Annotated in this window: 18 protein-coding genes, 5 tRNA genes and 1 pseudogene; 4 read left to right on the forward strand and 20 right to left on the reverse strand. The window is 50.6% G+C overall.

Going from position 1 to position 22675, the window contains the following annotated elements:
* Nucleotides 1–82 precede the first annotated feature (82 nt).
* From ACTQ1O_RS00940 to ACTQ1O_RS00950, 3 genes are all read right to left on the reverse strand, one after another.
* Nucleotides 83–223, reverse strand: coding sequence for a hypothetical protein (locus ACTQ1O_RS00940; protein WP_441485722.1), 141 nt, complete (start codon nucleotides 221–223; stop codon nucleotides 83–85).
* Between the two features lie 99 nt (nucleotides 224–322).
* Nucleotides 323–952, reverse strand: coding sequence for a hypothetical protein (locus ACTQ1O_RS00945; RefSeq protein WP_441485723.1), 630 nt, complete (start codon nucleotides 950–952; stop codon nucleotides 323–325).
* Nucleotides 933–1238, reverse strand: a complete 306-nt coding sequence (locus ACTQ1O_RS00950; protein WP_441485724.1) for an RNA polymerase sigma factor — start codon at nucleotides 1236–1238, stop codon at nucleotides 933–935. Before ACTQ1O_RS00950 ends, ACTQ1O_RS00945 begins: the two co-directional genes overlap by 20 nt.
* Nucleotides 1239–1522: 284 nt before the next feature.
* Here ACTQ1O_RS00950 and ACTQ1O_RS00955 point away from each other — a divergent pair, with 284 nt between their 5' ends.
* From ACTQ1O_RS00955 to guaA, 3 genes and pseudogenes are all read left to right on the forward strand, one after another.
* Nucleotides 1523–1648: an HNH endonuclease gene (locus tag ACTQ1O_RS00955; protein WP_441485725.1), complete on the forward strand. Its 126-nt coding sequence runs from the start codon at nucleotides 1523–1525 to the stop codon at nucleotides 1646–1648.
* Nucleotides 1635–1748 (forward strand): annotated as a pseudogene (locus ACTQ1O_RS00960) (terminase); the annotation flags it as partial. The gene ACTQ1O_RS00955 and the pseudogene ACTQ1O_RS00960, both read left to right, overlap by 14 nt.
* 393 nt (nucleotides 1749–2141) lie before the next feature.
* Complete coding sequence (gene guaA / locus ACTQ1O_RS00965) at nucleotides 2142–3698, forward strand: glutamine-hydrolyzing GMP synthase (RefSeq protein ID WP_441485726.1); 1557 nt, start codon at nucleotides 2142–2144, stop codon at nucleotides 3696–3698.
* 393 nt (nucleotides 3699–4091) lie between these two features.
* Here the strand turns inward: guaA and ppdK are convergent, their stop codons facing one another.
* The 7 genes from ppdK to ACTQ1O_RS01000 form a co-directional block, all read right to left on the reverse strand.
* On the reverse strand, nucleotides 4092–6725 hold the full coding sequence (gene ppdK, locus ACTQ1O_RS00970; protein ID WP_441485727.1) for a pyruvate, phosphate dikinase: 2634 nt from the start codon (nucleotides 6723–6725) through the stop codon (nucleotides 4092–4094).
* A 166-nt stretch (nucleotides 6726–6891) separates the two neighbouring features.
* On the reverse strand, nucleotides 6892–7644 hold the full coding sequence (gene tpiA / locus ACTQ1O_RS00975) for a triose-phosphate isomerase (RefSeq protein ID WP_441100978.1): 753 nt from the start codon (nucleotides 7642–7644) through the stop codon (nucleotides 6892–6894).
* A gap of 116 nt (nucleotides 7645–7760) precedes the next feature.
* Nucleotides 7761–8972, reverse strand: a complete 1212-nt coding sequence (locus ACTQ1O_RS00980; RefSeq protein WP_441485728.1) for a phosphoglycerate kinase — start codon at nucleotides 8970–8972, stop codon at nucleotides 7761–7763.
* Nucleotides 8973–9223: 251 nt separating this feature from the next.
* Complete coding sequence (gene gap / locus ACTQ1O_RS00985; protein ID WP_441100980.1) at nucleotides 9224–10237, reverse strand: type I glyceraldehyde-3-phosphate dehydrogenase; 1014 nt, start codon at nucleotides 10235–10237, stop codon at nucleotides 9224–9226.
* A 132-nt stretch (nucleotides 10238–10369) separates the two neighbouring features.
* Complete coding sequence (gene mnmA / locus ACTQ1O_RS00990; protein ID WP_441485729.1) at nucleotides 10370–11458, reverse strand: tRNA 2-thiouridine(34) synthase MnmA; 1089 nt, start codon at nucleotides 11456–11458, stop codon at nucleotides 10370–10372.
* Nucleotides 11455–12693, reverse strand: coding sequence for a cysteine desulfurase NifS (gene nifS / locus ACTQ1O_RS00995; RefSeq protein WP_441485730.1), 1239 nt, complete (start codon nucleotides 12691–12693; stop codon nucleotides 11455–11457). The genes mnmA and nifS overlap by 4 nt, the downstream gene beginning before the upstream one ends.
* Nucleotide 12694: 1 nt before the next feature.
* Complete coding sequence (locus ACTQ1O_RS01000) at nucleotides 12695–13207, reverse strand: RrF2 family transcriptional regulator (protein ID WP_441485731.1); 513 nt, start codon at nucleotides 13205–13207, stop codon at nucleotides 12695–12697.
* A gap of 432 nt (nucleotides 13208–13639) precedes the next feature.
* Here ACTQ1O_RS01000 and ACTQ1O_RS01005 point away from each other — a divergent pair, with 432 nt between their 5' ends.
* Nucleotides 13640–14674, forward strand: a complete 1035-nt coding sequence (locus ACTQ1O_RS01005) for a 3-deoxy-7-phosphoheptulonate synthase (RefSeq protein WP_441485732.1) — start codon at nucleotides 13640–13642, stop codon at nucleotides 14672–14674.
* Nucleotides 14675–15002: 328 nt separating this feature from the next.
* Here the strand turns inward: ACTQ1O_RS01005 and ACTQ1O_RS01010 are convergent, their stop codons facing one another.
* From ACTQ1O_RS01010 to ACTQ1O_RS01055, 10 genes are all read right to left on the reverse strand, one after another.
* Nucleotides 15003–15860, reverse strand: coding sequence for a tyrosine recombinase (locus ACTQ1O_RS01010; RefSeq protein WP_441100984.1), 858 nt, complete (start codon nucleotides 15858–15860; stop codon nucleotides 15003–15005).
* A gap of 248 nt (nucleotides 15861–16108) precedes the next feature.
* Nucleotides 16109–16537: a hypothetical protein gene (locus tag ACTQ1O_RS01015; protein WP_441485733.1), complete on the reverse strand. Its 429-nt coding sequence runs from the start codon at nucleotides 16535–16537 to the stop codon at nucleotides 16109–16111.
* A 367-nt stretch (nucleotides 16538–16904) separates the two neighbouring features.
* On the reverse strand, nucleotides 16905–18641 hold the full coding sequence (locus ACTQ1O_RS01020; protein ID WP_441485734.1) for an acyl-CoA dehydratase activase: 1737 nt from the start codon (nucleotides 18639–18641) through the stop codon (nucleotides 16905–16907).
* A gap of 149 nt (nucleotides 18642–18790) precedes the next feature.
* Nucleotides 18791–20080, reverse strand: coding sequence for a 2-hydroxyacyl-CoA dehydratase subunit D (locus ACTQ1O_RS01025; RefSeq protein ID WP_441485735.1), 1290 nt, complete (start codon nucleotides 20078–20080; stop codon nucleotides 18791–18793).
* 159 nt (nucleotides 20081–20239) lie between these two features.
* Nucleotides 20240–21526: a pectin acetylesterase-family hydrolase gene (locus tag ACTQ1O_RS01030; protein WP_441485736.1), complete on the reverse strand. Its 1287-nt coding sequence runs from the start codon at nucleotides 21524–21526 to the stop codon at nucleotides 20240–20242.
* A 501-nt stretch (nucleotides 21527–22027) separates the two neighbouring features.
* Nucleotides 22028–22100: transfer RNA gene (locus tag ACTQ1O_RS01035), tRNA-Val, on the reverse strand.
* Between the two features lie 143 nt (nucleotides 22101–22243).
* A tRNA-Asp gene (locus ACTQ1O_RS01040) sits at nucleotides 22244–22317 on the reverse strand.
* Nucleotides 22318–22371: 54 nt separating this feature from the next.
* Nucleotides 22372–22445, reverse strand: a tRNA-Ile gene (locus tag ACTQ1O_RS01045).
* Nucleotides 22446–22449: 4 nt separating this feature from the next.
* Nucleotides 22450–22522: transfer RNA gene (locus ACTQ1O_RS01050), tRNA-Thr, on the reverse strand.
* 26 nt (nucleotides 22523–22548) lie between these two features.
* Nucleotides 22549–22620 (reverse strand) — tRNA-Glu (locus ACTQ1O_RS01055).
* Nucleotides 22621–22675 lie beyond the last annotated feature (55 nt).

Genomic DNA, 22675 nt, shown 5'->3' on the forward strand with positions numbered 1-22675 from the left:
CAGGGAAAATGTGAACTTCCAGATATTTTGCAACTAAAACTCATATAACGGGCTTCTTTGCAGTCTCTGGATTTTACCTGTTTCATTCTTCGTCTTTCGACGGATCACCCTTGATGTATCGGAGGATGTCCTCATAGCTTTGTGAGCTTTCAGCGATTGCCTTCATCAGTTCTTCGCTCTGCAGTGGCAAGAACAGGAAAAGAAACCAGTTCGATAAAAGCATGAGCCACGACTCTTACTCCGATAGTGGAGAAGTCGTGGTTCTCTTTTTTATATTAAGGGAACGGGCAAATCAAAGGAAATCCAGTCCTTGCTTCAATGATTAGTTCATTTCACTGACTATGCGTTCCCAATCTGCCATGGTTAGACCATTTGTTATGTTCAGGGAATACGAATACTGACCATCATGCCAAGTTGCAAGCACATATCTTTCGGATCGACCTTTCAACGTAACAGCAAATGTGCCGACTGTAATTTCTTGTGTATCAGTGTATTCGGTATAATCGCCGGAGTTATCATCCTGACCTGGGGACTTTCGTAATACTGCCGTCTGCCCCTCTCCACGATATTCGATTTCCGCCAGCTCCTCCCCATAGGCTGTATATGTTCTTTCCTGCACTTCAAACGGTAAGCAAGTGATATCGGAAACTTCAAACCCCACTGCATCCGACAATTCTTCCAGAGTGGAAACCTCTGCAATATCTGCGCCGGGAGTCAGCACTTCATTCCCCGAAGGTTCATGATTCAGCATGTTCGGTAGCGTAAGGGCTCCGACAAGGAGAATTGCAAAGCAAGCGGTAACAGAACGATACTTCTTGATAGAAGGAAAGCGAACGACCTTATTCTGTGGCTTTTGCTCAAAATCAACAGATTGAAGATTCTGCAGGATGCGATTCCGCATTTCATCGGTCACTTCGATTTTATTCATGACTTTATCGTATCGATTCTTCAAAATCGTATTCCGCCTTTAGAAGTTTTTTCAGCTTTGCACGCCCACGATGCAAGTCAGAACGCACGGTGGCTTCGTTTTTGTGAAGGATTTCGGCAATCTGCTTCGTGGAGTATCCCTCGTGATAAAACAAGAGGACAACCTCACGATATTTCACCGGAAGGCTTTTTACCGCATCCCAGACAAAGGACAAATCTTCCCGATGCTCTGCAACCAGTTCATCATTCAATTCGTCCGTTTTCCGAATTGCATTGTATTCAATCCGGTTTTTGCTGAGATTCCCAGCCACACGCATCAGCCATGCTTTTTCGTGCTGCCTACTTTCAAAAACCGGTGCTGTTTTCAGAAATTGTACAAAGTATCCTGTAGGACTTCCTCGCCGTTCTGCCCTATATACAGATGGGAACGTAGATATGTTGCAAAGATTCAAAAAATTTTTATAGGGTTTCGATTTATGATTGAATTATACCGCAGGGGAAACATAATTTTGGATACGGTGTTGAATACCGGAAATTCCTGTTGGTGAGTAACGTATTGTATAGGACACACAAACATCCATTCTGAAAAGAGTGCTTGAAGCGCGGCAGATACATGCCGGTCGAGGAAGTCCACCACATCATTCCGATTTCAGAAGGTGGAACAAACGATGAAAGTAACCTCGAGAGTTTATGTGTAAGCGGTAAACCGCTTGTGGAATGAAACTTTCCAGATTGTAAAGGAGAACTGCTCAACTGAATTCTCTGGTTCAAATCCGGAGGATGACGTAATGGAGCGACTGCTGAGAGCAAGGCAGGGATGAAATATCTGATGGAAATAACAAGTGAAGAAACACCCGTTAAGATAGCCCCATCACTGTCGCACTCATGAGAAGGTTGCAATTATTTATCCGAACAAATAGTATGGACAGTTAACATCTATAATAGAAATCAGGTTATCCGTCAGATTCGATAATGACAGAAGATTGTACAAGGGGTATAATTGTAAGGTACAGGCACTTGATATAATAATCAATAAGATCATCTGTATGGTTTTCTTGCATATATGGCGCTGCACAGAAAGCATATGTATGTGGATAACATCTGTATATGGACAGCATCTGCATATGGATAATAGCTGTATGTTTACCGCACCTATATATGAATAGCATCTATATATCGATGACATATGTATTTTGGTATAAGGAGAATTTTAGATGGCACAGGCAGATCAGGAGAAAGTAATCGTCATTGATTTTGGCGGTCAGTACAATCAGCTTGTCGCGCGGCGGGTGCGTGAGAGCAATGTGTACTGTGAAATTTATTCCTACCGGACGCCTCTGGACCAGATCAAGGCAATGAACCCGAAGGGTATCATTCTTACCGGCGGTCCGAACAGCGTATATGAGAAGGGTGCCGCTACGGCATCGAAGGAACTGTTTGAGATGGGAATCCCGATTCTCGGCCTCTGTTACGGAGCACAGCTCATGATGTATGTTCTGGGCGGCGACGTGCAGAAGGCGCCCGAGCGGGAATACGGGAAAACCGGACTTATCATCGACCGGCCGGATTCCCCTGTATTTGCAGGAGTTCCGGAGAAGAGCATTGTCTGGATGAGTCACAACGACTACATCACAAGAATCGCCGACGGCTTTGAAGTGATCGCGCATACCGCGAACTGTCCGTACGCTGCTGTTCAGAACACCTCGAAAAAGCTCTACGCTTTTCAGTATCATCCGGAGGTGCTCCACAGCCAGTTCGGAAAAGAGATGCTTCGCAATTTCGTATGGAACGTATGCGGCTGCAAAGGCACCTGGAAAATGGATGACTTCGCGGAGAAGACGATCCGGGAGCTTCGCGAAAAGATCGGAGACGGAAAGGTTCTTTGCGGACTGTCCGGCGGAGTCGATTCCTCTGTGGCTGCTGTTCTCCTGTCAAAGGCAATCGGCAGGAATCTTACCTGCGTGTTCGTGGATCACGGACTGCTCCGAAAGGATGAGGGAGATCTGGTATCGAAGGTCTTCGGCCCTGACGGCCCCTATGATCTGAACTTTGTCCGTGTAAATGCCGGAGATCGTTTTTTTGCCGATCTTAAGGGAGTGACCGAGCCAGAGAGAAAACGTAAGATCATCGGAGAAGATTTCATCCGTGTCTTCGAGGCGGAAGCAAAGAAAATCGGAAAGGTGGATTACCTTGTCCAGGGAACGATCTATCCGGATGTTGTAGAATCCGGTCTGGGCGGTGAATCTGCTACGATCAAATCTCATCACAATGTCGGCGGTCTTCCGGAGTATGTCGATTTCAAGGAGATCGTTGAACCGCTCCGCGACCTCTTCAAGGATGAGGTCCGTAAGGTCGGTCTTCATCTCGGAATTCCGGAGGAACTGGTTATGAGACAGCCATTCCCCGGACCGGGATTAGGCATTCGTATCATCGGAGAAGTAACACCTGAGAAGGTACAGATTGTTCAGGAGGCTGACGCAATCTACCGCGAAGAAATGGATAAAGCCGGAATGAACAAAATTGCCAGTCAGTACTTCGCCGCTCTGACCAACATGAGATCGGTCGGTGTCATGGGGGATGAGCGAACCTATGACTACGCAATCGCGCTTCGCGCAGTCAGCACCGTTGATTTCATGACTGCCGATGCCGTGGAAATTCCGTATGAGGTATTGAAAAAAGTAACGAACCGGATTGTAAATGAAGTGAATCACGTCAACAGAGTATTCTATGACATCACCTCAAAGCCGCCGGGGACCATCGAATTTGAATAACGGAACGAGATAAAACACGCTGCGCGAGTTTTATCTCGCTATCGCGACGCTCGCCGCACACGAATACTTCGCATTCGGCTGCGGCTCACTGTTCGCGTAAATAAATCCCGGGAAGTCCTTCGTTTACTGGCTTCCCGGGATTTTCTGTTCTGTACGCCTGACGCATATATTAAGGGGCTGCCGCACTGCTCACGCAGTTCAGCAGCCCCTGCTTTTGGACGCTATGAATATCTGCTTATCGCAGAAATTCGGATGATCAGATTATCAATTGCCCTCTGATGATATCGCTCTCCGATCCGGTAAGGCTCCTGAATCCGGAACCGAACACATATCCTATCGGTGACATTCTCATAGCGTTAACCCGATCAGAGCTAAAATCACATCAGAACCGGATTACTTTGCCTGCTTGATAGCAGCCTGTGCTGCTGCAAGACGCGCAATCGGAACACGGAACGGTGAGCAGGATACATAGTCGAGACCGATCTCGTTGCAGAACTCAACGGAAGACGGATCTCCGCCATGCTCGCCGCAGATACCGATCGGAAGCTTCGGGTTGGTCTCACGGCCAAGCTTTACAGCCATCTTCATCAGTTTGCCGACGCCATCCTGATCCAGTTTTGCGAACGGATCGTTCTCAAGGATCTTATTGTCATAATAAGACTCAAGGAACTTACCTGCATCATCACGGGAGAAGCCGAATGTCATCTGTGTCAGATCGTTTGTACCGAAGCAGAAGAACTCAGCTTCCTTTGCGATCTCATCAGCAGTAAGAGCGGCTCTCGGAATCTCGATCATGGTGCCGACTTTGTACTTCATATCAGATCCTGCTGCCTTGATCTCAGCATCAGCAGTCTCAACGATGATGTCCTTGACGAACTTCATCTCTTTTACGATTCCAACAAGCGGAACCTCGATCTCCGGCTCAATGGTCCAGTCTTTGTGTGCGTTCTGAACCTTGATGGCAGCGCGGATAACAGCCTTTGTCTGCATAACTGCGATTTCCGGATAGGTGATCGGCAGACGGCATCCACGGTGTCCCATCATCGGGTTCGCCTCAACCAGTCCTGCGATTACAGCCTTAACCTGATCTACAGTCTTGCCTGTGTCATCTGCAACCTTCTTGATGTCCTCTTCTGTCTTCGGAACGAACTCATGAAGCGGCGGATCCAGGAAACGAATAGTAACCGGGTCTCCCTCCATAGCCTCGAAGAGCTGCTCGAAGTCGCCCTGCTGAAGCGGAAGAATCTTGTCAAGAGCTTTCTCACGATCCTCTTTGTTGTCAGCGACGATCATCTCACGGATAGCATCAATTCTGTTGCCTGCGAAGAACATATGCTCTGTACGGCACAGACCGATTCCCTCAGCGCCAAGCTCACGAGCTTTCTTTGCGTCAGTCGGGGTATCAGCATTTGTACGAACCTTCATGGTTCTGAACTCATCAGCCCAGGACATCAGCTTTGCGAAATCCTCATCCTCAACTGCGCCTTCCTGAACCTCAAGAGCGCCGTCATAGATGTTTCCGGTGGAACCGTCGAAGGAAATCACATCTCCCTCATGATAGGTCTTTCCGCCAAGTGTAAAGGACTTTCCGTCCTCAGCGAAGGAGATATCAGAGCATCCTGCTACACAGCATGCGCCCATGCCACGCGCTACTACTGCTGCATGGGAGGTCATTCCGCCACGAGCAGTCAGAATACCCTGAGCAGCCTTCATTCCCTCGATATCCTCAGGAGAGGTCTCAAGACGAACCAGAACGACCTTCTCGCCGTCCTTTGCAGCGTTCTTTGCTTCCTCAGCGGTGAAGACAATCTTACCGCAGGCAGCACCCGGAGCAGCCGGAAGTCCCTTGCCGATCTGTGTCGCGTTCTTTACAACGGACTTGGAGAAGGAACCGTGAAGCAGGGTATCCAGGTTACGCGGATCAACGTCAAGAACAGCTTTCTTCTTGTCGATCTTGCCCTCAGCAACAAGGTCGCAGGCAATCTTCAGAGCTGCCTTTGCGGTTCTCTTGCCGTTACGGCACTGCAGCATATAGAGCTTTCCATCCTCGATAGTGAACTCCATGTCCTGCATATCTCTGTAGTGATCTTCCAGCTTGTTGGAGATGGCGATCAGCTCGTCGTAGATCTTCGGCAGCTTTACCTTGATCTCGTCGATCTTCATAGGTGTACGTGCACCGGAAACGACATCCTCGCCCTGAGCATTCATCAGAACCTCAGCGTAGAATGCGTTCTCACCGGTTGCAGGATCACGGGAGAATGCAACACCGGATCCGGAAGTCGGTCCCATGTTACCGAATGCCATCATCTGTACGTTAACAGCGGTTCCCCAGGAATACGGGATATCGTTGTCACGACGGTATACGTTTGCACGCGGGTTGTCCCAGGAACGGAATACAGCCTTTACAGCCTCAACCAGCTGCTCTTTTGCGTCTGTCGGGAAGTCCTTGCCGATCTTCTCGTTGTAAAGCACCTTGTACTGCTTTACAAGATCCTGCAGATCCTCTGTGGTCAGATCTACATCGTCCTTAACTCCCTTCTCAGCTTTCTTCTTGTCGATGAGCTTCTCAAAGAGGCTCTTCGGAACTTCCATAACTACATCAGAGAACATCTGGATGAATCTTCTGTAGCAGTCCCATGCCCAGCGAGGATTTCCGGACTTTTTGGCCATTGTCTCAACAACCTGCTCATTCAGACCCAGGTTCAGGATGGTGTCCATCATACCCGGCATAGATGCGCGAGCTCCGGAACGAACGGATACAAGCAGCGGATTCTCGATATCGCCGAACTTCTTGCCGGTGATCTCTTCCATCTTGCCCATGTACTCTCTGATCTGTCCGAGGATCTCATCATTGATCTGACGGCCGTCCTCATAGTACTGGGTACAAGCTTCTGTAGTAATGGTAAATCCCTGCGGAACCGGAAGTCCCAGATTTGTCATCTCAGCAAGGTTAGCGCCTTTACCACCGAGCAGCTCACGCATGTCTTTATTGCCTTCGCTGAACAGGTAGACCCATTTTCTAGCCATTTACTTATTTCCTCCTAAAATATTGATGATAATGTAACCTTATGCCCACTTGCGGGGCATTACTTAACGAATATATTTTACATGGCAAACAGCAGGTAGTCAAGGTTGAAAACCCGCTCCTGCCCGTTTGCCCGTCTTTGATTTTCCACGGCTTGCGCAGAGGATATTACTTGCTGTAATTAACGATATCGCCGAAATCAGGTTTCAGGGAAGCGCCGCCGACGAGTCCTCCATCGATGTCCTCTTTTGCGAAAAGCTCCGCTGCATTTGCCGGCTTTACAGAACCGCCGTAAAGGATACGGATCTCCTCTGCGACCTCTGCTCCGTAAAGCTCACGGATCAGATCACGGATGCCCTTGCAGACTTCCTCTGCCTGATCGGATGTAGCTGTCTTTCCGGTTCCGATTGCCCAGATCGGCTCATATGCGATGATTGCCGTCTTTGCCTGATCTGCAGTCAGATCCTGGAATCCGACCTTAACCTGCTGACGGATCCAGTCCATGGTAATGCCCTGCTCTCTCTGTGTCAGAGACTCGCCGCAGCACATAACCGGAATCAGATTGTGCTCGAAGGCCTTCTTCATCTTCTTGTTGACATCCTCGGATGTCTCACCGAAATAGTCTCTTCTCTCGGAATGTCCGAGAATCACATATTTTGCGCCAGCGTCCACAAGCATTGCCGGAGAAATTTCTCCGGTGTATGCGCCGCTCTCCTCGAAATACATGTTCTCTGCGCCGATCTGGATGTTGGAGCCTGCAGCTGCCTCTACTGCCGCCGGGATGTCAATCGCCGGTACGCAGAGCAGAACATCTACGCTGTCAGAAGCGCATGTCTTTCTCATCTCCGCGATAAGTGCCTTTGTCTCGGAAGGTGTCTTGTTCATCTTCCAGTTGCCTGCTGCCAGAATTCTTCTTGCCATTGTAGTGGCCTCCTTGTATGAAAATATGTATTTTTCTATTTGCATTCTGTCGTAAACCGTGTAAGCTGCGGATTGCTTTGTGCTTCGCGCTCTCGCAATCCCACAAGTATGAATACTTACTTGTCGTTTGCCGCTGCTACGCCCGGAAGCTCCTTGCCCTCGAGGAACTCAAGAGAAGCGCCGCCGCCGGTAGAGATGTGGCTCATCTTGTCGCCGTATCCGAGCTGGTTGACTGCCGCCGCGGAGTCACCGCCGCCGATGATTGTGGTGGCATCTGTCTCAGCAAGCGCTGCTGCAACTGCCTTTGTTCCTGCCGCAAGGATCGGATTCTCGAATACGCCCATCGGTCCGTTCCATACAACGGTCTTAGCGGACTTCACCGCATCGCTGTACAGAGCGATGGTCTTCGGTCCGATATCAGCGCCCTCTTTGTCTGCCGGGATCTTGTCCGCGTCAACAACCTCTGTGTCAATCGGCGCGTCGATCGGATCCGGGAACTCGCTGATTACTACAGTATCAATTGGAAGCAGGAGCTTCTTGCCAAGCTTCTCTGCCTTGTCCATCATCTCCTTGCAGTAGTCGATCTTTGTCTCGTCAAGAAGAGATTTTCCAACCTCATACCCCTTTGCCTTCAGGAAGGTGTAAGCCATTCCGCCGCCAATGATAAGGGTATCACATTTCTCCAGCAGGTTGTTGATAACGTTCAGCTTGTCTGCAACCTTTGCTCCGCCGAGGATCGCCACGAACGGACGAACCGGATTCTCAACCGCATTGCCGAGGAAAGCGATCTCCTTCTCCATCAGATATCCTACCACACAGGTGTCAATATACTTTGTGACGCCTACGTTGGAGCAGTGTGCGCGGTGTGCGGTTCCGAACGCATCGTTTACGAATACATCCGCGAGAGAAGCAAGATCCTTGGAGAATGCATCCTCGTTCTTCGTCTCTTCCTTGCGGAAACGTGTATTCTCAAGGAGAATCACATCTCCGTCCTTCATCTCGTTTACAGCCGCTCTGACCTTGTCGTCAACGACAACCGGGCTCGGAACGAATTTGACTTCCTGGCCGAGAAGCTCAGACAGACGTGCAGCTACCGGAGCAAGTGTCTTTGTCTTTTTGTCTTCCTCTGTCTTTACCTTTCCAAGGTGAGAGCAGAGAATGATCTTTCCGCCGTCAGCGATCAGCTTCTTGATGGTGGGAAGTGCTGCTACCAGACGGTTCTCATCTGTGATCTTTCCGTCCTTCAGAGGTACGTTGAAGTCGCAGCGAACCAGGACTCTCTTGCCTTTTACGTTGATGTCATCAACTGTTTTCTTGTTTAATGCCATGATTTTTCTCCTTTTATCTAGATGTTTCTGCGTTGCCGGAAACCGGATATGCATATTACAGATAAGCGTATCGCACGGTCATGCATATTATATCGCGCGGATTGTTCCTCGCAGCGTTCCGGTTCCGCGAAAAAGTAAACGGGCCCGGTCCTTTATAGACCGGACCCGTTCAGGTCTTACGCATATAGCATACGAAATCCTCTGTGAGGATATTTCATATGATTCAATCGCGTCAGATTCTGTCAATTCAATTACTTGTTCAGAAGAGAACCGAAGTATTTGATTGTACGAACCATCTGGCTTGTGTAAGAATTCTCGTTATCATACCAGGAAACAACCTGTACCAGAGTCTTGCCGTTGCCCATCGGAAGAACCTTTGTCTGGGTAGCGTCAAAGATGGATCCTGCAGTGCTGTTGATGATATCGGAAGAAACGATCTCATCGGTGTTGTATGCGAAGGACTCAGTCTCCTCTTTCTTCATCTGAGCGTTAACCTGATCAGCGGTAACCTCAGCGTCAACTACAGCGTCAAGGATTGTGGTGGAACCGGTAGCTACCGGAACACGCTGTGCAGCGCCGTTCAGCTTGCCGTTCAGCTCCGGAAGAACGCTTCCGATGGCCTTTGCAGCTCCTGAAGATGCCGGAACGATGTTCTGAGCGCCAGCTCTGGATCTGCGAAGGTTGCCCTTTCTCTGCGGTCCGTCAAGGATCATCTGATCACCGGTGTAAGCATGAACGGTGGTCATGAATCCGGACTCGATCGGAGCGAGGTCATTCAGAGCCTTTGCCATAGGAGCGAGGCAGTTGGTTGTGCAGGATGCAGCGGAGATGATCTGGTCATCTGCTGTGATTGTCTTGTGGTTTACGTTGTAAACGATAGTCTTCAGGTCATTTCCTGCCGGTGCGGAGATAACTACGTGCTTTGCACCTGCATTGATGTGTGCCATGGATTTCTCTTTGGATGTGTAGAATCCAGTGCACTCCAGAACTACGTCGATATCAAGCTCTTTCCAAGGAAGATCTGCAGCGTTCTTCTCGGCATAGATGGTGATCTTCTTGCCGTTTACGATGATTGCGTTGTCTGCTGCTTCTACGGTTCCGTTGTAACGGCCATGTGTCGTGTCATATTTCAGAAGGTATGCGAGCATCTCCGGGCTTGTAAGATCGTTGATCGCAACTACCTCATATCCCTCTGCCTGGAACATCTGACGGAATGCAAGACGGCCAATACGTCCAAAACCATTAATCGCAACTCTTACTGCCATAATTAAATTTCCTCCTAAAAAATGTTGTTTGTTATGTTTAAAGTTTAACAACCTCGGATATATAATAACGAATGTACCTCTAAAATTCAAGTACTTTTGCCTGTCTGCCGCCGAATTTGTTCGGATTCATCATTATTTCCCGATGATGCCCCCTCCTGCAACATATCCGTCCCGATAATAGACCAGTGCCTGTCCGGGTGTCACGGCGCGGACAGGTTCATCGAAGGTGCAGGTAATCTCGTCCTCGCCCGTCCTCTTCACGAGGCAGCCGGTTCCTCTGTGGTTGTATCGGATTTTTGCCAGGAAGTGTTCCTCTTCTCCCATGGGAAGATCTTCAATCCCCATAAAGGTCAGATGATCTGCTTTCAGCGTATCTGTGAAAACATCACTTCCTGTGCCGATGACGACCTCATTTGTCTCCGGGCGGATTTCTGTCACGAATACTCTTTCGCCCATCGGAAGATCCAGGCCTCTCCGCTGGCCGATGGTGTAGTGAGTAATTCCGCGGTGACGCCCCAGCACTCTTCCGTCCTTCGTGACAAAATTACCCTCCGGCATCTTCCTTCCGGTATCTCTTTCGATAAAGGCGGCATAGTCCCCGTCCGGCACAAAGCAGATTTCCTGACTGTCGTGCTTATGGGCAACCGGAAGGCCGGCACGCTCCGCGATTTTCCGCACCTCAGGCTTGCTGTAATCACCGATCGGCATGAGGGTTCGCGACAGCTGCTCCTGCGTAAGCCCGTAAAGCGCGTACGTCTGATCCTTCGCGGCGGTAACAGAATTCGCGATCGCGTACCTGCCGTTGTCCAGATGGCGGATTCTGGCATAGTGACCGGTTGCTATAAAGTCCGCCCCGATCTCCAGACTGCGTTTCAGAAGCGATTCCCATTTCACGTAACGATTACAGGCGATGCATGGATTCGGTGTTCTCCCCGCGAGATATTCCGCGGTAAAATAATTGATCACCTTTTCCTGGAATATATCCCTGAAATTCATGACATAATACGGTATGTCCAGAACCTCTGCCACTCTTCTTGCGTCCTCAACAGCGCTGATGCCGCAGCACCCGCCCTCTGCCTGCATCTGGCACTCATTTTCCTCCTGCCAGATCTGCATTGTGACTCCGATTACATTGTATCCCTCTTCCTTCAGCAGATATGCCGCGGTGGATGAATCTACGCCGCCCGACATACCGACTACTACTGTTTTTCTATTGCTCATTTTCTTCCTGTCTCCGTCTCCGCCTGCAGCGTTCCGTTCCGGTACGCCTCATACCTTGGCGACATACCGCGCAGCCTCTCAACAATTTCCCGTATTGCCTCAACGGTAGTGTCGAGTTCTTCCTTCGTTGTCTCCGCGGACAGCGTCAGCCGCAAAGCGCCGTGCGCGAGGCTGTCAGAGAGCCCGATGGCCTTCAGTACATGAGACGGACTCAGTGAACCGGAGGAACAGGCGGACCCGCTGGACGCGCAGATCTGTCTCATATCAAGCATGATCAGCAGCGATTCTCCCTCTACAAATTCAAAGCTGAAATTCACATTGTTCGGAAGCCGTCCCGCCGAAGTTCGTGTATCTCCGTCCGGTGCCGATTCCGGATCCGGGCCGTTCAGCTTCACGTTCGGTATCTCCTCCCGGATTCTGCGAATCAGATAATCCCTGAGTTGGATTTCCTTCTCCATCTTCTGAACAAGATTCTCCTCCGCTTTTTTCGCCGCCGCTCCGAGTCCCACAATGCCCGGCACATTTTCTGTCCCGGCCCTCCGGTTATGCTCCTGCGCGCCGCCGTGCAGGAAGGACCGGATTCCGACTCCCTTCCGGATATACAGGAAACCGGCTCCCTTCGGGCCGTTAAATTTATGTGCGCTGGCGCTCAGCATGTCGATGTTCAGTTTATCCGCATTCAGCGGAATCTGTCCGAATGCCTGTACCGCGTCGGTATGGAAAAGCACGCCGTGCCGCCGGGCGATTTCACCGATTTCACGTATCGGCTCAATGGTTCCGATCTCATTGTTGGCCGTCATGACGGAGATCAGAATCGTATCGGGTCGGATCGATTTCTCCAGTTCACGAGGATCCACCATCCCGTCGGGGCCCACATCCAGCCTGGTAACCTCTGCTCCCCGCTCTCTCTCCAGATACTCACAGGTATTCAGGATTGCGGGATGCTCGATCTTCGTCGTGATGATGTGTCTTCCCTTGTCCTTATATGCCTCAAACGCTGCCTTCAGCGCCCAGTTGTCTGCCTCACTTCCACAGGATGTAAAATAGATCTCATCCGCTCTGCACCCCAGTACATGAGCTGTTCTTTCTCTCGCTTCAGTCACTGCTGCCCGGCTTTTCTGCGCGATCCCGTAAATCCCGGAGGGATTCCCGTAATCCTCGGAAAAAAATGGCAGCATCTCCTCCACTACCTCAGGATCTGTCCTCGTTGTCGCAGCATTGTCCAGATATATCATATCAAAGCCCCCGATTCTGAATCTCGCGTATGATCCGTGCGTTGATTTCGTCGCCGTCCCGAGCGGCTGAATTGCCCTTGTTTTCCTTCTGTGCCGTCTGCAGCTTATGGCTTTCCTCTACCAGCTCAGACAGCCATACGGAATCGACTGCCTGTGCTATGGCGTCATTGATCCTCTTCCATACAAACTTGGATACGCACGCATTTGCGCTGTCGCAGTCACTTCCCTCAATTGCCGGGCATTCCACCGCGTCAAGACTTCCCTCAAGGCACCGCAGGATGTCGCCGACCGAGATCTCGGATGCCCTCTTTGCCAGCCGGTACCCGCCGCCCGCTCCGCGGACGCTCAGGACGAGCCCGCCTTTTTTCAACATACGAATCAGCTGTTCCAGATAACTTTCGGATATGTTCTGTCTCTGAGCGATGCTCTGTGTGGAGACCGCGCCCTCATCCTCGTGGGCCGCAAGATCGATCAACGCACGCAGTCCGTAACGCCCTCTCGTCGATAATTTCATATATAAATCACCAAACCCTGTCTGATACTATTTTCATATACAGGCCCATGCCCCGCAGGCTGGGCTCCGCGAATATAAAAGCCTACTAAAACACTACAGTTTTTTGTCCTTAGAATAGCATTGCCTGCGCCCTGCGTCAAGCCGCGGATCATTCCTCGATAACATCCCTGAGCATTCCCCTGTAACAGCATCGGTAACAGCACCGCGCGGCAGACTCCTCCGTATCAGCAGCAGTGAATCATATTCTCCCGCATGAAAAGCAATGGTTCAGATTTGTTCGACATCACAGCCGGCTTGGTGTATTATGTTTTTGTTTTAAGTTGCTTCTCATGGATAATTTCTATTTTCTTTTGTAGATAATTTCTGTGAGGCCAGTTTTTTATGCTGGTTTTCATTGTAACGGCAGCTCTCTGCCGGCGAAAGGAAGACACTATGAGCTTTACATTTATGGAAAACCTTCCCACTCCAGAGGAACTTAAGGAACGGGTTCCGGTATCTGCGAATCTGAAGAAGATCAAGGCAGCCCGGGACGATGAAATCCGCAGAATCTTCACCGGAGAATCTGATAAATTTCTCCTGATCATCGGTCCCTGCTCTGCAGACAGCGAAGATTCTGTTCTGGAATATACCGAGCGCCTGGCAAAGATTCAGGACAAGGTTGCAGACCGTCTGCTTCTGATCCCCAGAATTTATACCAATAAACCCAGAACCACCGGCATGGGTTATAAAGGCATCATGCACCAGCCGGATCCGGAGGGCAAACCGGATCTTGAAGCCGGTCTGATCGCTGTCCGCAACATTCACATCCACTCCATGGAGCAGACCGGTCTGACTGCTGCCGATGAAATGCTCTACCCCGCGAACTGGTCCTATGTGGATGATATTCTCTCGTATGTTGCGATCGGCGCAAGGTCCGTAGAAAACCAGCAGCATCGTCTGACAGCCTCCGGCATTGAAATCCCCGTCGGAATGAAGAACCCTACCAGCGGCGACATGTCAGTCATGATCAACTCCTGCATCGCGGCACAGCACGGACATACCTTTATCTTCAGAAGCTCCGAATGCAAGACGGACGGCAATCCCCTGGCGCACTGCGTTCTCCGCGGCGCGACAAATAAACACGGTGAGTCCGTTCCGAATTATCATTTCGAGGACCTTGAACTTCTTCTCAGGCTCTATAACGAAACGACTCTGGCGAACCCCGCAGTGATCGTAGACACGAACCACTCAAATTCCGGTAAAAAATACGACCAGCAGCCCAGAATCACAAGGGAGGTTCTGAACAGCAGAAAGTATGATCCACGTGTGCGCGAGCTGGTGAAGGGCCTGATGATTGAAAGCTATCTCGAACCCGGATGTCAGCCAATCGGATCAGATAAACACGTCTACGGAAAATCGATCACCGATCCCTGCCTCGGCTGGGACGAAACCGAAAGACTGATCTACGAAGTCGCAGCTTTATGCTAAATCTGACGTGAGCGGATATACCCGGATTCTCTGAGGTCAATTGGCCTTACTTAAAACATTTCAACGAGATAAAACACGCTGCGCGAGTTTTATCTCGCTATCGCGACGCTCGCCGCACACGAATACTTCGCATTCGGCTGCGGCTCACTGTTCGCGTAAGAAAACAGGGAGGGAAGAACCGCTGATGCAGTTCCTTCCTCCCTGTTTTTCCCCGATACTTAAAAATTAATTTTGAAATCTCCCGGGATCATTTCTCTATTTCTTTCAGAAGCTCTCCTCAGGGATCCTCTGCAGATCATTCTCTGCTGTTTCCTCTGACCCGTATACTCTAGCCGATGATTCTGGAATAGATCTGTGTCGTTGAAATATCGGCATGTCCGAGCATCTGCTGAACCCTTTTCAGATCCGTTCCTTTCTGGAGCTGGTGCGCCGCAAAGGAATGACGCATCGTATGCGGTGTGATATCCTTTTCAATTCCCGCCCCCGACGCATAGCTCTTCAAAACCTTCCAGAATCCCTGCCGGCTCATCGGCGTGCCGGAGCAATTGCAGAACAGGTACTCGCTTTCCTTTCCCTTCAGCAGCTCCATACGGGCGGAATCCAGATACTCCTCGACAATAATCCTCGTTCCCTGCTCCAGCGGTATTCTTCTCTCTCTGTCATGATCACTGCATGTGAGGTAACCGAATTCCAGGTCCACATCCCCCATCTTCAGGTGAACCAGCTCGCTCACACGCATCCCGGTCGTATAAAGAAGCTGAAGCATAGCTCTGTCGCGCATTCCTTTCGCCGTTCTGCGATCCGGAAGCGCAAGCAGCCGGTCAACCTCATCAACAGTCAGTATCTCCGGCGCCTTCTTCTCCACTTTCGGCGGTTTCAGATTCTCCGTCGGATCCTTCTGGATTCTCCGGCTGCGCACCAGGTACTGAAAAAAGGAGCGAAGCGAAGCAATGCTTCGCGATACTGTGGCGGCTGATTTGTGATTTTCCTCCAGATAGAGCAGGTAGGAATGCAGGTTCACCTCTGTCACCAGACAGAAATCACAGATTTCATTTTCCGAGAAGTAATCCGCCGCTTTCTTCAAGTCTCGTTCGTAAGAGATCTCTGTATTATAGGAGGTCTCTCTCTCATTGTGCAGATACGAAATATATTCCTCTATCGCACTTTCCTGAATTGCATTTATCATAATACTTCAACCTTCTGTTTTAAAATATTATAAAAGCAATTCACCCTTCAAAATAAATCAATTATACGCAAAAATATTTTTAAATGCAAACGCGGAAAACCGCTGAAGCAGGCATAAAAACAGCTTTTCCTGTGCCTTCGTACCAGATGTACGCACGCTGTTTTGTTATGTCTACCATATCTTGTGCCACATTATTTTTTCACAAAAATTTTATTATTTTCTTGTGCGAAAACTACACGCACGTGCCCTTATTCTGTACGATTTTTATCCGCCTGCTCTGATTCGGCATCTTTCTGTTCCGCCTGCTCTGATTCGGCGTCCTTCTGTTCCGCCTGCTCTGATTCACCATGCTCCGGCGCTGCTGCGTCCGCTTCGATCCTCTCCGGATCTTCCTTCGCGGTCACAGATTCCGAATTCTCTATATTGCGGTCATTTTCCTCCGTCCCGGATCCGTCGTCTGATTTTTCCGCTTCCTTTAACAGGCTTTTCACCGACCAAAGTCCGATCCAGATTCCGACAGCAATAAACACAATTCCGAAGATCACAAAAAGGATCTGGCGGCCTTCGGTCACCCCCTTCATCACATCACCGATTACCTTCACACCGAGATAGATCAGGTACGCGGCAGCCGCGATCCGTATCCCGTCCTTAAATTTCGAGCCCCTGCTCATATCCATGGATAAACACCTCCGATTAATTCTAAATCATTTTATGCTGCATCGCTATTACAATGCACGGTAAGCCACCATGCTCCGCGGGATGGGCGCAAACGGTATAAGCCGCGCGTCACTTCGCCGCTTCGACACTTCAACGCCTCGCCGCTTCTAAGCTTTATATCCCTGCTGTTAACATTGTAAAACGTTTCGTTCTTTTTTGCCACCTTTAAACGAGATAAAACACGCTGTGCGAGTTTTATCTCGCTATCGCGACGCTCGCCGCACACGAATACTTCGCATTCAGCTGCGGCTCACTGTTCGTGTAAAAAAATACCTCGAAGATCACCAGAGCTGCGCGTGTATCCGATATTCTCCCCTGGCTGCAGAATTATTCTGCCGCAATCAGGGCGGCACCAATGGCTCCGCAGAGCTGCGCATATTCCGATACGCGGATTTTCTCACCGATCCGCCCGCTCAGAGCCTCTACAATTCCCCGGTTTCGCGCAACGCCTCCCGTCATCATGTACGCGCCTTCCCCGTGCACGCGTTTTACAAGGCCGGCAGTCCGGTTCGCCACTGAGACATTCAGTCCGTGAATGATGTCAGCAGTCGGTGTATTGCGGGCGATCAGCGATACGACCTCGGATTCGGCAAACACGGTGCACATACTGGAAATCTGTGTTTCATTCCTCCACTTTAATCCGATTCTGCTCATATCCTCCATGGAAAGCTCCATGGTTTTGGCCATCATCTCAAGAAACCGCCCGGTTCCCGCCGCACATTTATCATTCATCACAAAGCTTTGAACTGTTCCGTTTTCGTCGATCCGGATGACCTTGGAATCCTGCCCGCCGATATCGATAACCGTGCGGACCTCCGGATCCAGATAATGCGCACCCCTGGCATGACAGGTGATTTCTGTGACGGAAGCGTCACCGATTCCGATGGTCTCCCTTCCGTATCCTGTAGAGACGATGCCGCGCAGATCCTCCCGGCTCAGGTGCGCCTTCCGAAGAGCCTCGTCCAGTGCCTTCTTTGCTCCGGATGAAGCGCCAGCCCCGGTGCTCACAATCGCCCATCCCGCGATCATTCCGTTCCGGTCCAGAATTACGGCGTCCGTGCTCGACGAGCCGCTGTCCACTCCCGCCGTATAATTTCCCGTACCCTTCATATTCTTCCTCTCCGCCTTCAGATGAAGGCTCTCTGCAAAAGCTTCAAGCCTGGTAGAAATCTGTCCGCTGTTCTGCCCGGTTCCGTCAGTCTCGATCTTCAGGATCGGTTTCTCGGAATTCTTCTTAAGTGCGGCATATTCAAAGCCGTAATAATCACAGAACTTCATGGTATGATACACAATACCGAGCGAATTTCTGCCGAGTTCCCCGCGCGATTTCACATCTGCCATCCTCATGCAGGGCATCTGATGGAGAAGCGCATGTGCGTACGCGCGGATCAGGATATTCTCCGCGCCGGTCTCCGACTCTGTCCCGTTCTGTTTTTCCCTTCGGCAGGCCGCGAAAATTTCCTCAGGAAGCTCTACATTCCGGTTTCCGGTGCAGGTGTCGTCACGAACGGAAATCCCCGTTACTCTTCGGATCATCTCGGGGAACTCCTCCCGGCTGTGCGCTCCCTGCAGGCTGATGTATGCCTGTTCGGATTCGACATGCTCCTGACTGTTCTTTCTCTGAGACTCCGTCTTTACCGTCCCGCACATGCCGCATCCGGCAGCAGAGGGCCACTGCGAAAGCACTGCCTCTGCGTCAAATTGCCTTCCGCTGTACGCCGCGTATGCGGATATCAGGCCGCGGATCTGCCCTTCCATATATCTTTCTTCCGCCGCACCGGTCTTGTGCGGAAGATCGACAAGATATAAAAATCTCTGTTTTCCCTGCCGCTTTAAAATGTCATAGATTCTCTTCACCACGTCGCAGCAGCTGACCAGCACAAGTTCCTGAACCTCAGGTTTCTGGGCGGCCTCCAGGATTCCCTTTCCGTATCCGCACATATTCGGATGTCCGAGACTCTCGGCAGCTTCAAAAGAATCCCCCATCGGGGCGAGTCTCTGCGTCTGCTCGCCAAACCCCGCGAAAATCTCAAGCGGGGTGTATTTACACATATAATATATCATCTGAATGTCCTGTTATCTGAAATTCTGCCCTATCTTTCATCCGACTGTCCTGTCATCCGAATTTCTGCCTTATTTTTCATCCGACTGTCCTGTCATCCGAATTTCTGCCTTATCTTTCATCCGGCTGTTCTGCCATCTGAATTTCTGCCCTATCTTCCATCTGTACTTCCGGCTTTTCTGGCTTCCAGCATTTCGATAAACGCCTGCATCCGCGTCGCAATCTGTCCGTTGCTCGAATTTCCGGAATCGCATCCGTCACCGTCCAGAATCAGGGTCGGATACCCGTTTTCCTCCAGAATTGCTCTGGCATTCTGCGCTGCTGCCTGCGTCTGCTTGCAGCCCCAGTGACAGAAATACACGACGCCGTCCGCGTCCAGCTTCCGGCACATACCGAGACTTCTTCGGATTCTCCGGTCCGATGGTCCGTTAAATGAATCATAAACCAGCCGTTTCGCCATACTTTCAAACGGTTTCTCCGGATCCGCCTCGCAATACTCGTCGTAGTTCATATCACATGCCACGACCTGACACCGGTCGCTGAAATTCAGCATTTCGCGGAGCGGCTTCTGATAAAAGGGAATGGTGTGCATCCACAGAATGCGGATTCCCCTTGACGGCTCCGCCTTCTTCAGATCCCGAAGAAGCGAATCCGCAAACCGCTCGACCTCCGGCATCCCGAGCAGAACATGATTTCCGAATACCTCATACAGCTCATCCGTGATGTCATTCGACAGATAGCGGTCATGCTTCAGCGTCTGACAGGCGGCAATCTTCTTCATTGTCCTTCCTCCTGCCGCGACTCTTCGTTTCAGTTCTTCCATGTCAAGAGGCTTCTTCTGATCTTCCTCGAGAAACTTCGCGAATTCACGCAGCTGGTCCGCCGTGTACCGGACAGACTCCTCCGAGCACTCATACGGCACATCGATGTAGAAATGCGGCACATGGTAATGCTCCGCTGCCATGCGGAATGTCAGATTGTTGGCATCGCAGGCGAGAGAGGTGTTGACGATGAACCGCGGTCTTCGGATCACCTCCGACAGAATACCTCCCAGCAGAATCTTGTGATAGGAGCAAAATGTCTCCGGCACGCCCTCCTCACCTGCATAGTCAATGAATCCTCGTTCCGCGTCCGCACCTGTAATATAACAGGACATCGCCTCTGCAACCATAGGATAGATTCCGTAGGTCTGAAGAAGTTCGCAGGGGGTAAAAATACTGACCAGCCCTGTTTTTTCCGGATGTACCAGAGGATGAATCACCGCATTCATCGATGTAACCGCCATGTCGTTTCTTGCCGGGCTGAGTTCTTTCGGCGGAAACTTCTTCAGCTGAACTCTTTTCGCATAATATGCGGCAAGGAGCAGCCTCCTTGCCGCATTGGGATGATCGGGAATCTGTGCGTCCACAAGATTGCCGAACTTCTGAATCATGTCTGCCATTACATTTCCTTCCTGTTTCCTCTGAGATCACTCGAATGTCCCGGGTTCTGAAAAAAAAACTGTCACTGGCTGCGTACTCTTCTGTTCCACTTGAAACAGCTTGAAACAGCTCATGTACGTCGGGTTCATCCAATCTTGTCCTTCGGGTTCACCCGGTCCTCACAGTTCCTCCATAAAGTCTGACCCTGTATCTTCGCCGCTCATCAGATCCATATTGCAGTCGTAAACCATACCGTTCACCGCGTCCCCGAGCCATTTTGCCATGGTTTTCCCCGATTTCGTCAGAAAATAGAACCTCTTGTGCCGGACCGTAGTGTGAACGGTGCCCCCGAGGAACCATCTCAGATTCCGAAAATTGTATATAAACATCCCGAATTTCGGTGTAATCTCCTTGAGAGAGCGGATCATCCGCTGCATCTCGCGGTAATACTCCTCCTGTACTTCCGCATTGGTTCCGTACTGATGAGTCAGCACGTCATTCAGGTAGGAGCTGAGCAGATAATCTCTCGGCGACCCGGCATACAGGTAACGGATCCGGTCGCCCCAGAGCCGATACAGCTGCCGGTACCAGTCCACTGTGATATTGCCGGAGGCAAGCGGCTCCCAGTACACCGGATCCGTCTTCCAGACCTCTTTCGCTGTCTGTTTCCATTTCTTATAATTCAACTGGCCGCTGTCCGAAAATACTGTCACATCTTTGCATTCCGGGTAAAAATCCTCGAGGATCGGTGTTGTGACGGCGGGAACCGCAAAGGCGCCTGCGCTGTCCCCTGCAATCAGAAGCTTGTCCGGCCTTGGAAAAAAAGCGGTCCCCGCTTTCATGCCTTCCGTGAAGTTCTCGTATCCATGAAAATGGAGGATCTGCTCTGTTCCGTCCTCTGCGATATAATGAAAATCGTTTTTCCCGACGTGGAAATCACCGGTCGCGTATGTGATGACGATGAAATTCCAGTCGTTGAAGGGATTGTGCTGGTTACCGATTTCCGTGATTCCCGTATTGATGTTCATGATCTGCGTGAATGGCCGCAGATTGTTCCAGTAGTAATTCGGAAGCCCGGCTGCCACTTTCCCGCCCGTAACGGGACGCGCCGCGGTATATTCATTCCACGCAACTCCTCCGCCCGACAGAAAGACGCAGGTACAGTTGACTCTGCCTTTCTTGATATAGATGTGGTACTCGGAGCCATCTCCGGACTTTCCACGGGGTATCGGGATCCGGTACCAGACATCCGTCTCCGGTTCCCCTTCGAGCACCGGAGATTCAAACCGCTTCTCGATCTCCGCGCCGATAACATTTTCCGCAAGGTCCCCGAGCCGTCCCATCGCACTTAGGCTCCGTTCTTTCTGTTCACCGTGATGTTCTTCCGGCTTCCCATGTGCTGAGATTTCCTCACCGAACGCTGTCTCGTATTCGCTTATCCACGATCTTTTTTTCTTTCCGCTCATCTCTCTGAATACCCGTGCCCGCTCCGCCGTTCTGAAAACATACCCGGGAAGCGGCTTTCTGCCTGAAGATCTTATCGATATCGCTATCATATCATTTCTGACCGTCCGCGCACAAGAAGAAAGCGCCACATACTCTCTAAGTCCCTGCGTCACTTGTTGCTGTTCACCAAACTATGTTCGGCAAGGATTTTCCAGTCCTGTTACCCTTCGCATCTTCCGTGCTGCGAATGTTCCTGCCCTCTTGTGAACCAGCTTCCTGCGGACCAGAGACATTGCGGCCGGACTGATACACGAACATTGCGGTTCGACTGATACACGAGCATTGCAGTTGGACTGATACACGAGCATTGCGGTTGGACTTATAGACGACGAGATAAAACACGCTGCGCGAGTTTTATCTTGCTATCGCGACGCTCGCCGCACACGAATACTTCGCATTCAGCTGCGGCTCACTGTTCGCATAAAAAAAGCACAGGCCGAAGCCCGTGCGTACAAAAAATATGGGACCTACAGGGCTCGAACCTGTGACCCTCTGCTTGTAAGGCAGATGCTCTCCCAGCTGAGCTAAGATCCCATACACATATGAACTCCGAATCTGCCGTGAAGCAGTTCAGAACGAGATAAAACACGCTGCGCGAGCTTTATCTCGCTATCGCGACGGTCGCCGCACACGAATACTTCGCATTCGGCTGCGGCTCACTGTTCGCGTAAATAAAGCGACCCGGATCGGGATCGAACCGACGACCTCCGCCGTGACAGGGCGGCGCTCTAACCAGCTGAGCCACCGGGCCACAAACTATTTTCTTATAATCAGGTAAGCAGTGAACACAAGGCTGTGTTTAAAATGGACCTTCAGGGACTCGAACCCGGGACCGATCGGTTATGAGCCGACTGCTCTAACCAACTGAGCTAAAGGTCCATAGAGCCGATGATCGGACTCGAACCGATAACCTGCTGATTACAAATCAGCTGCTCTGCCAATTGAGCCACATCGGCATAAGTCTTACCCGATTCATAAGAAGTGACCCGGACGAGAATTGAACTCGTGTTACCGCCGTGAAAGGGCGATGTCTTAACCTCTTGACCACCGGGCCTTATGTTATGCGTGCTTTACGGCACGCATGAAATATTAACATATTCTAAAGGCAA

The sequence above is a fragment of the Bilifractor sp. LCP21S3_A7 genome, assembly GCF_052118825.1.
Classification (GTDB): domain Bacteria; phylum Bacillota; class Clostridia; order Lachnospirales; family Lachnospiraceae; genus Bilifractor.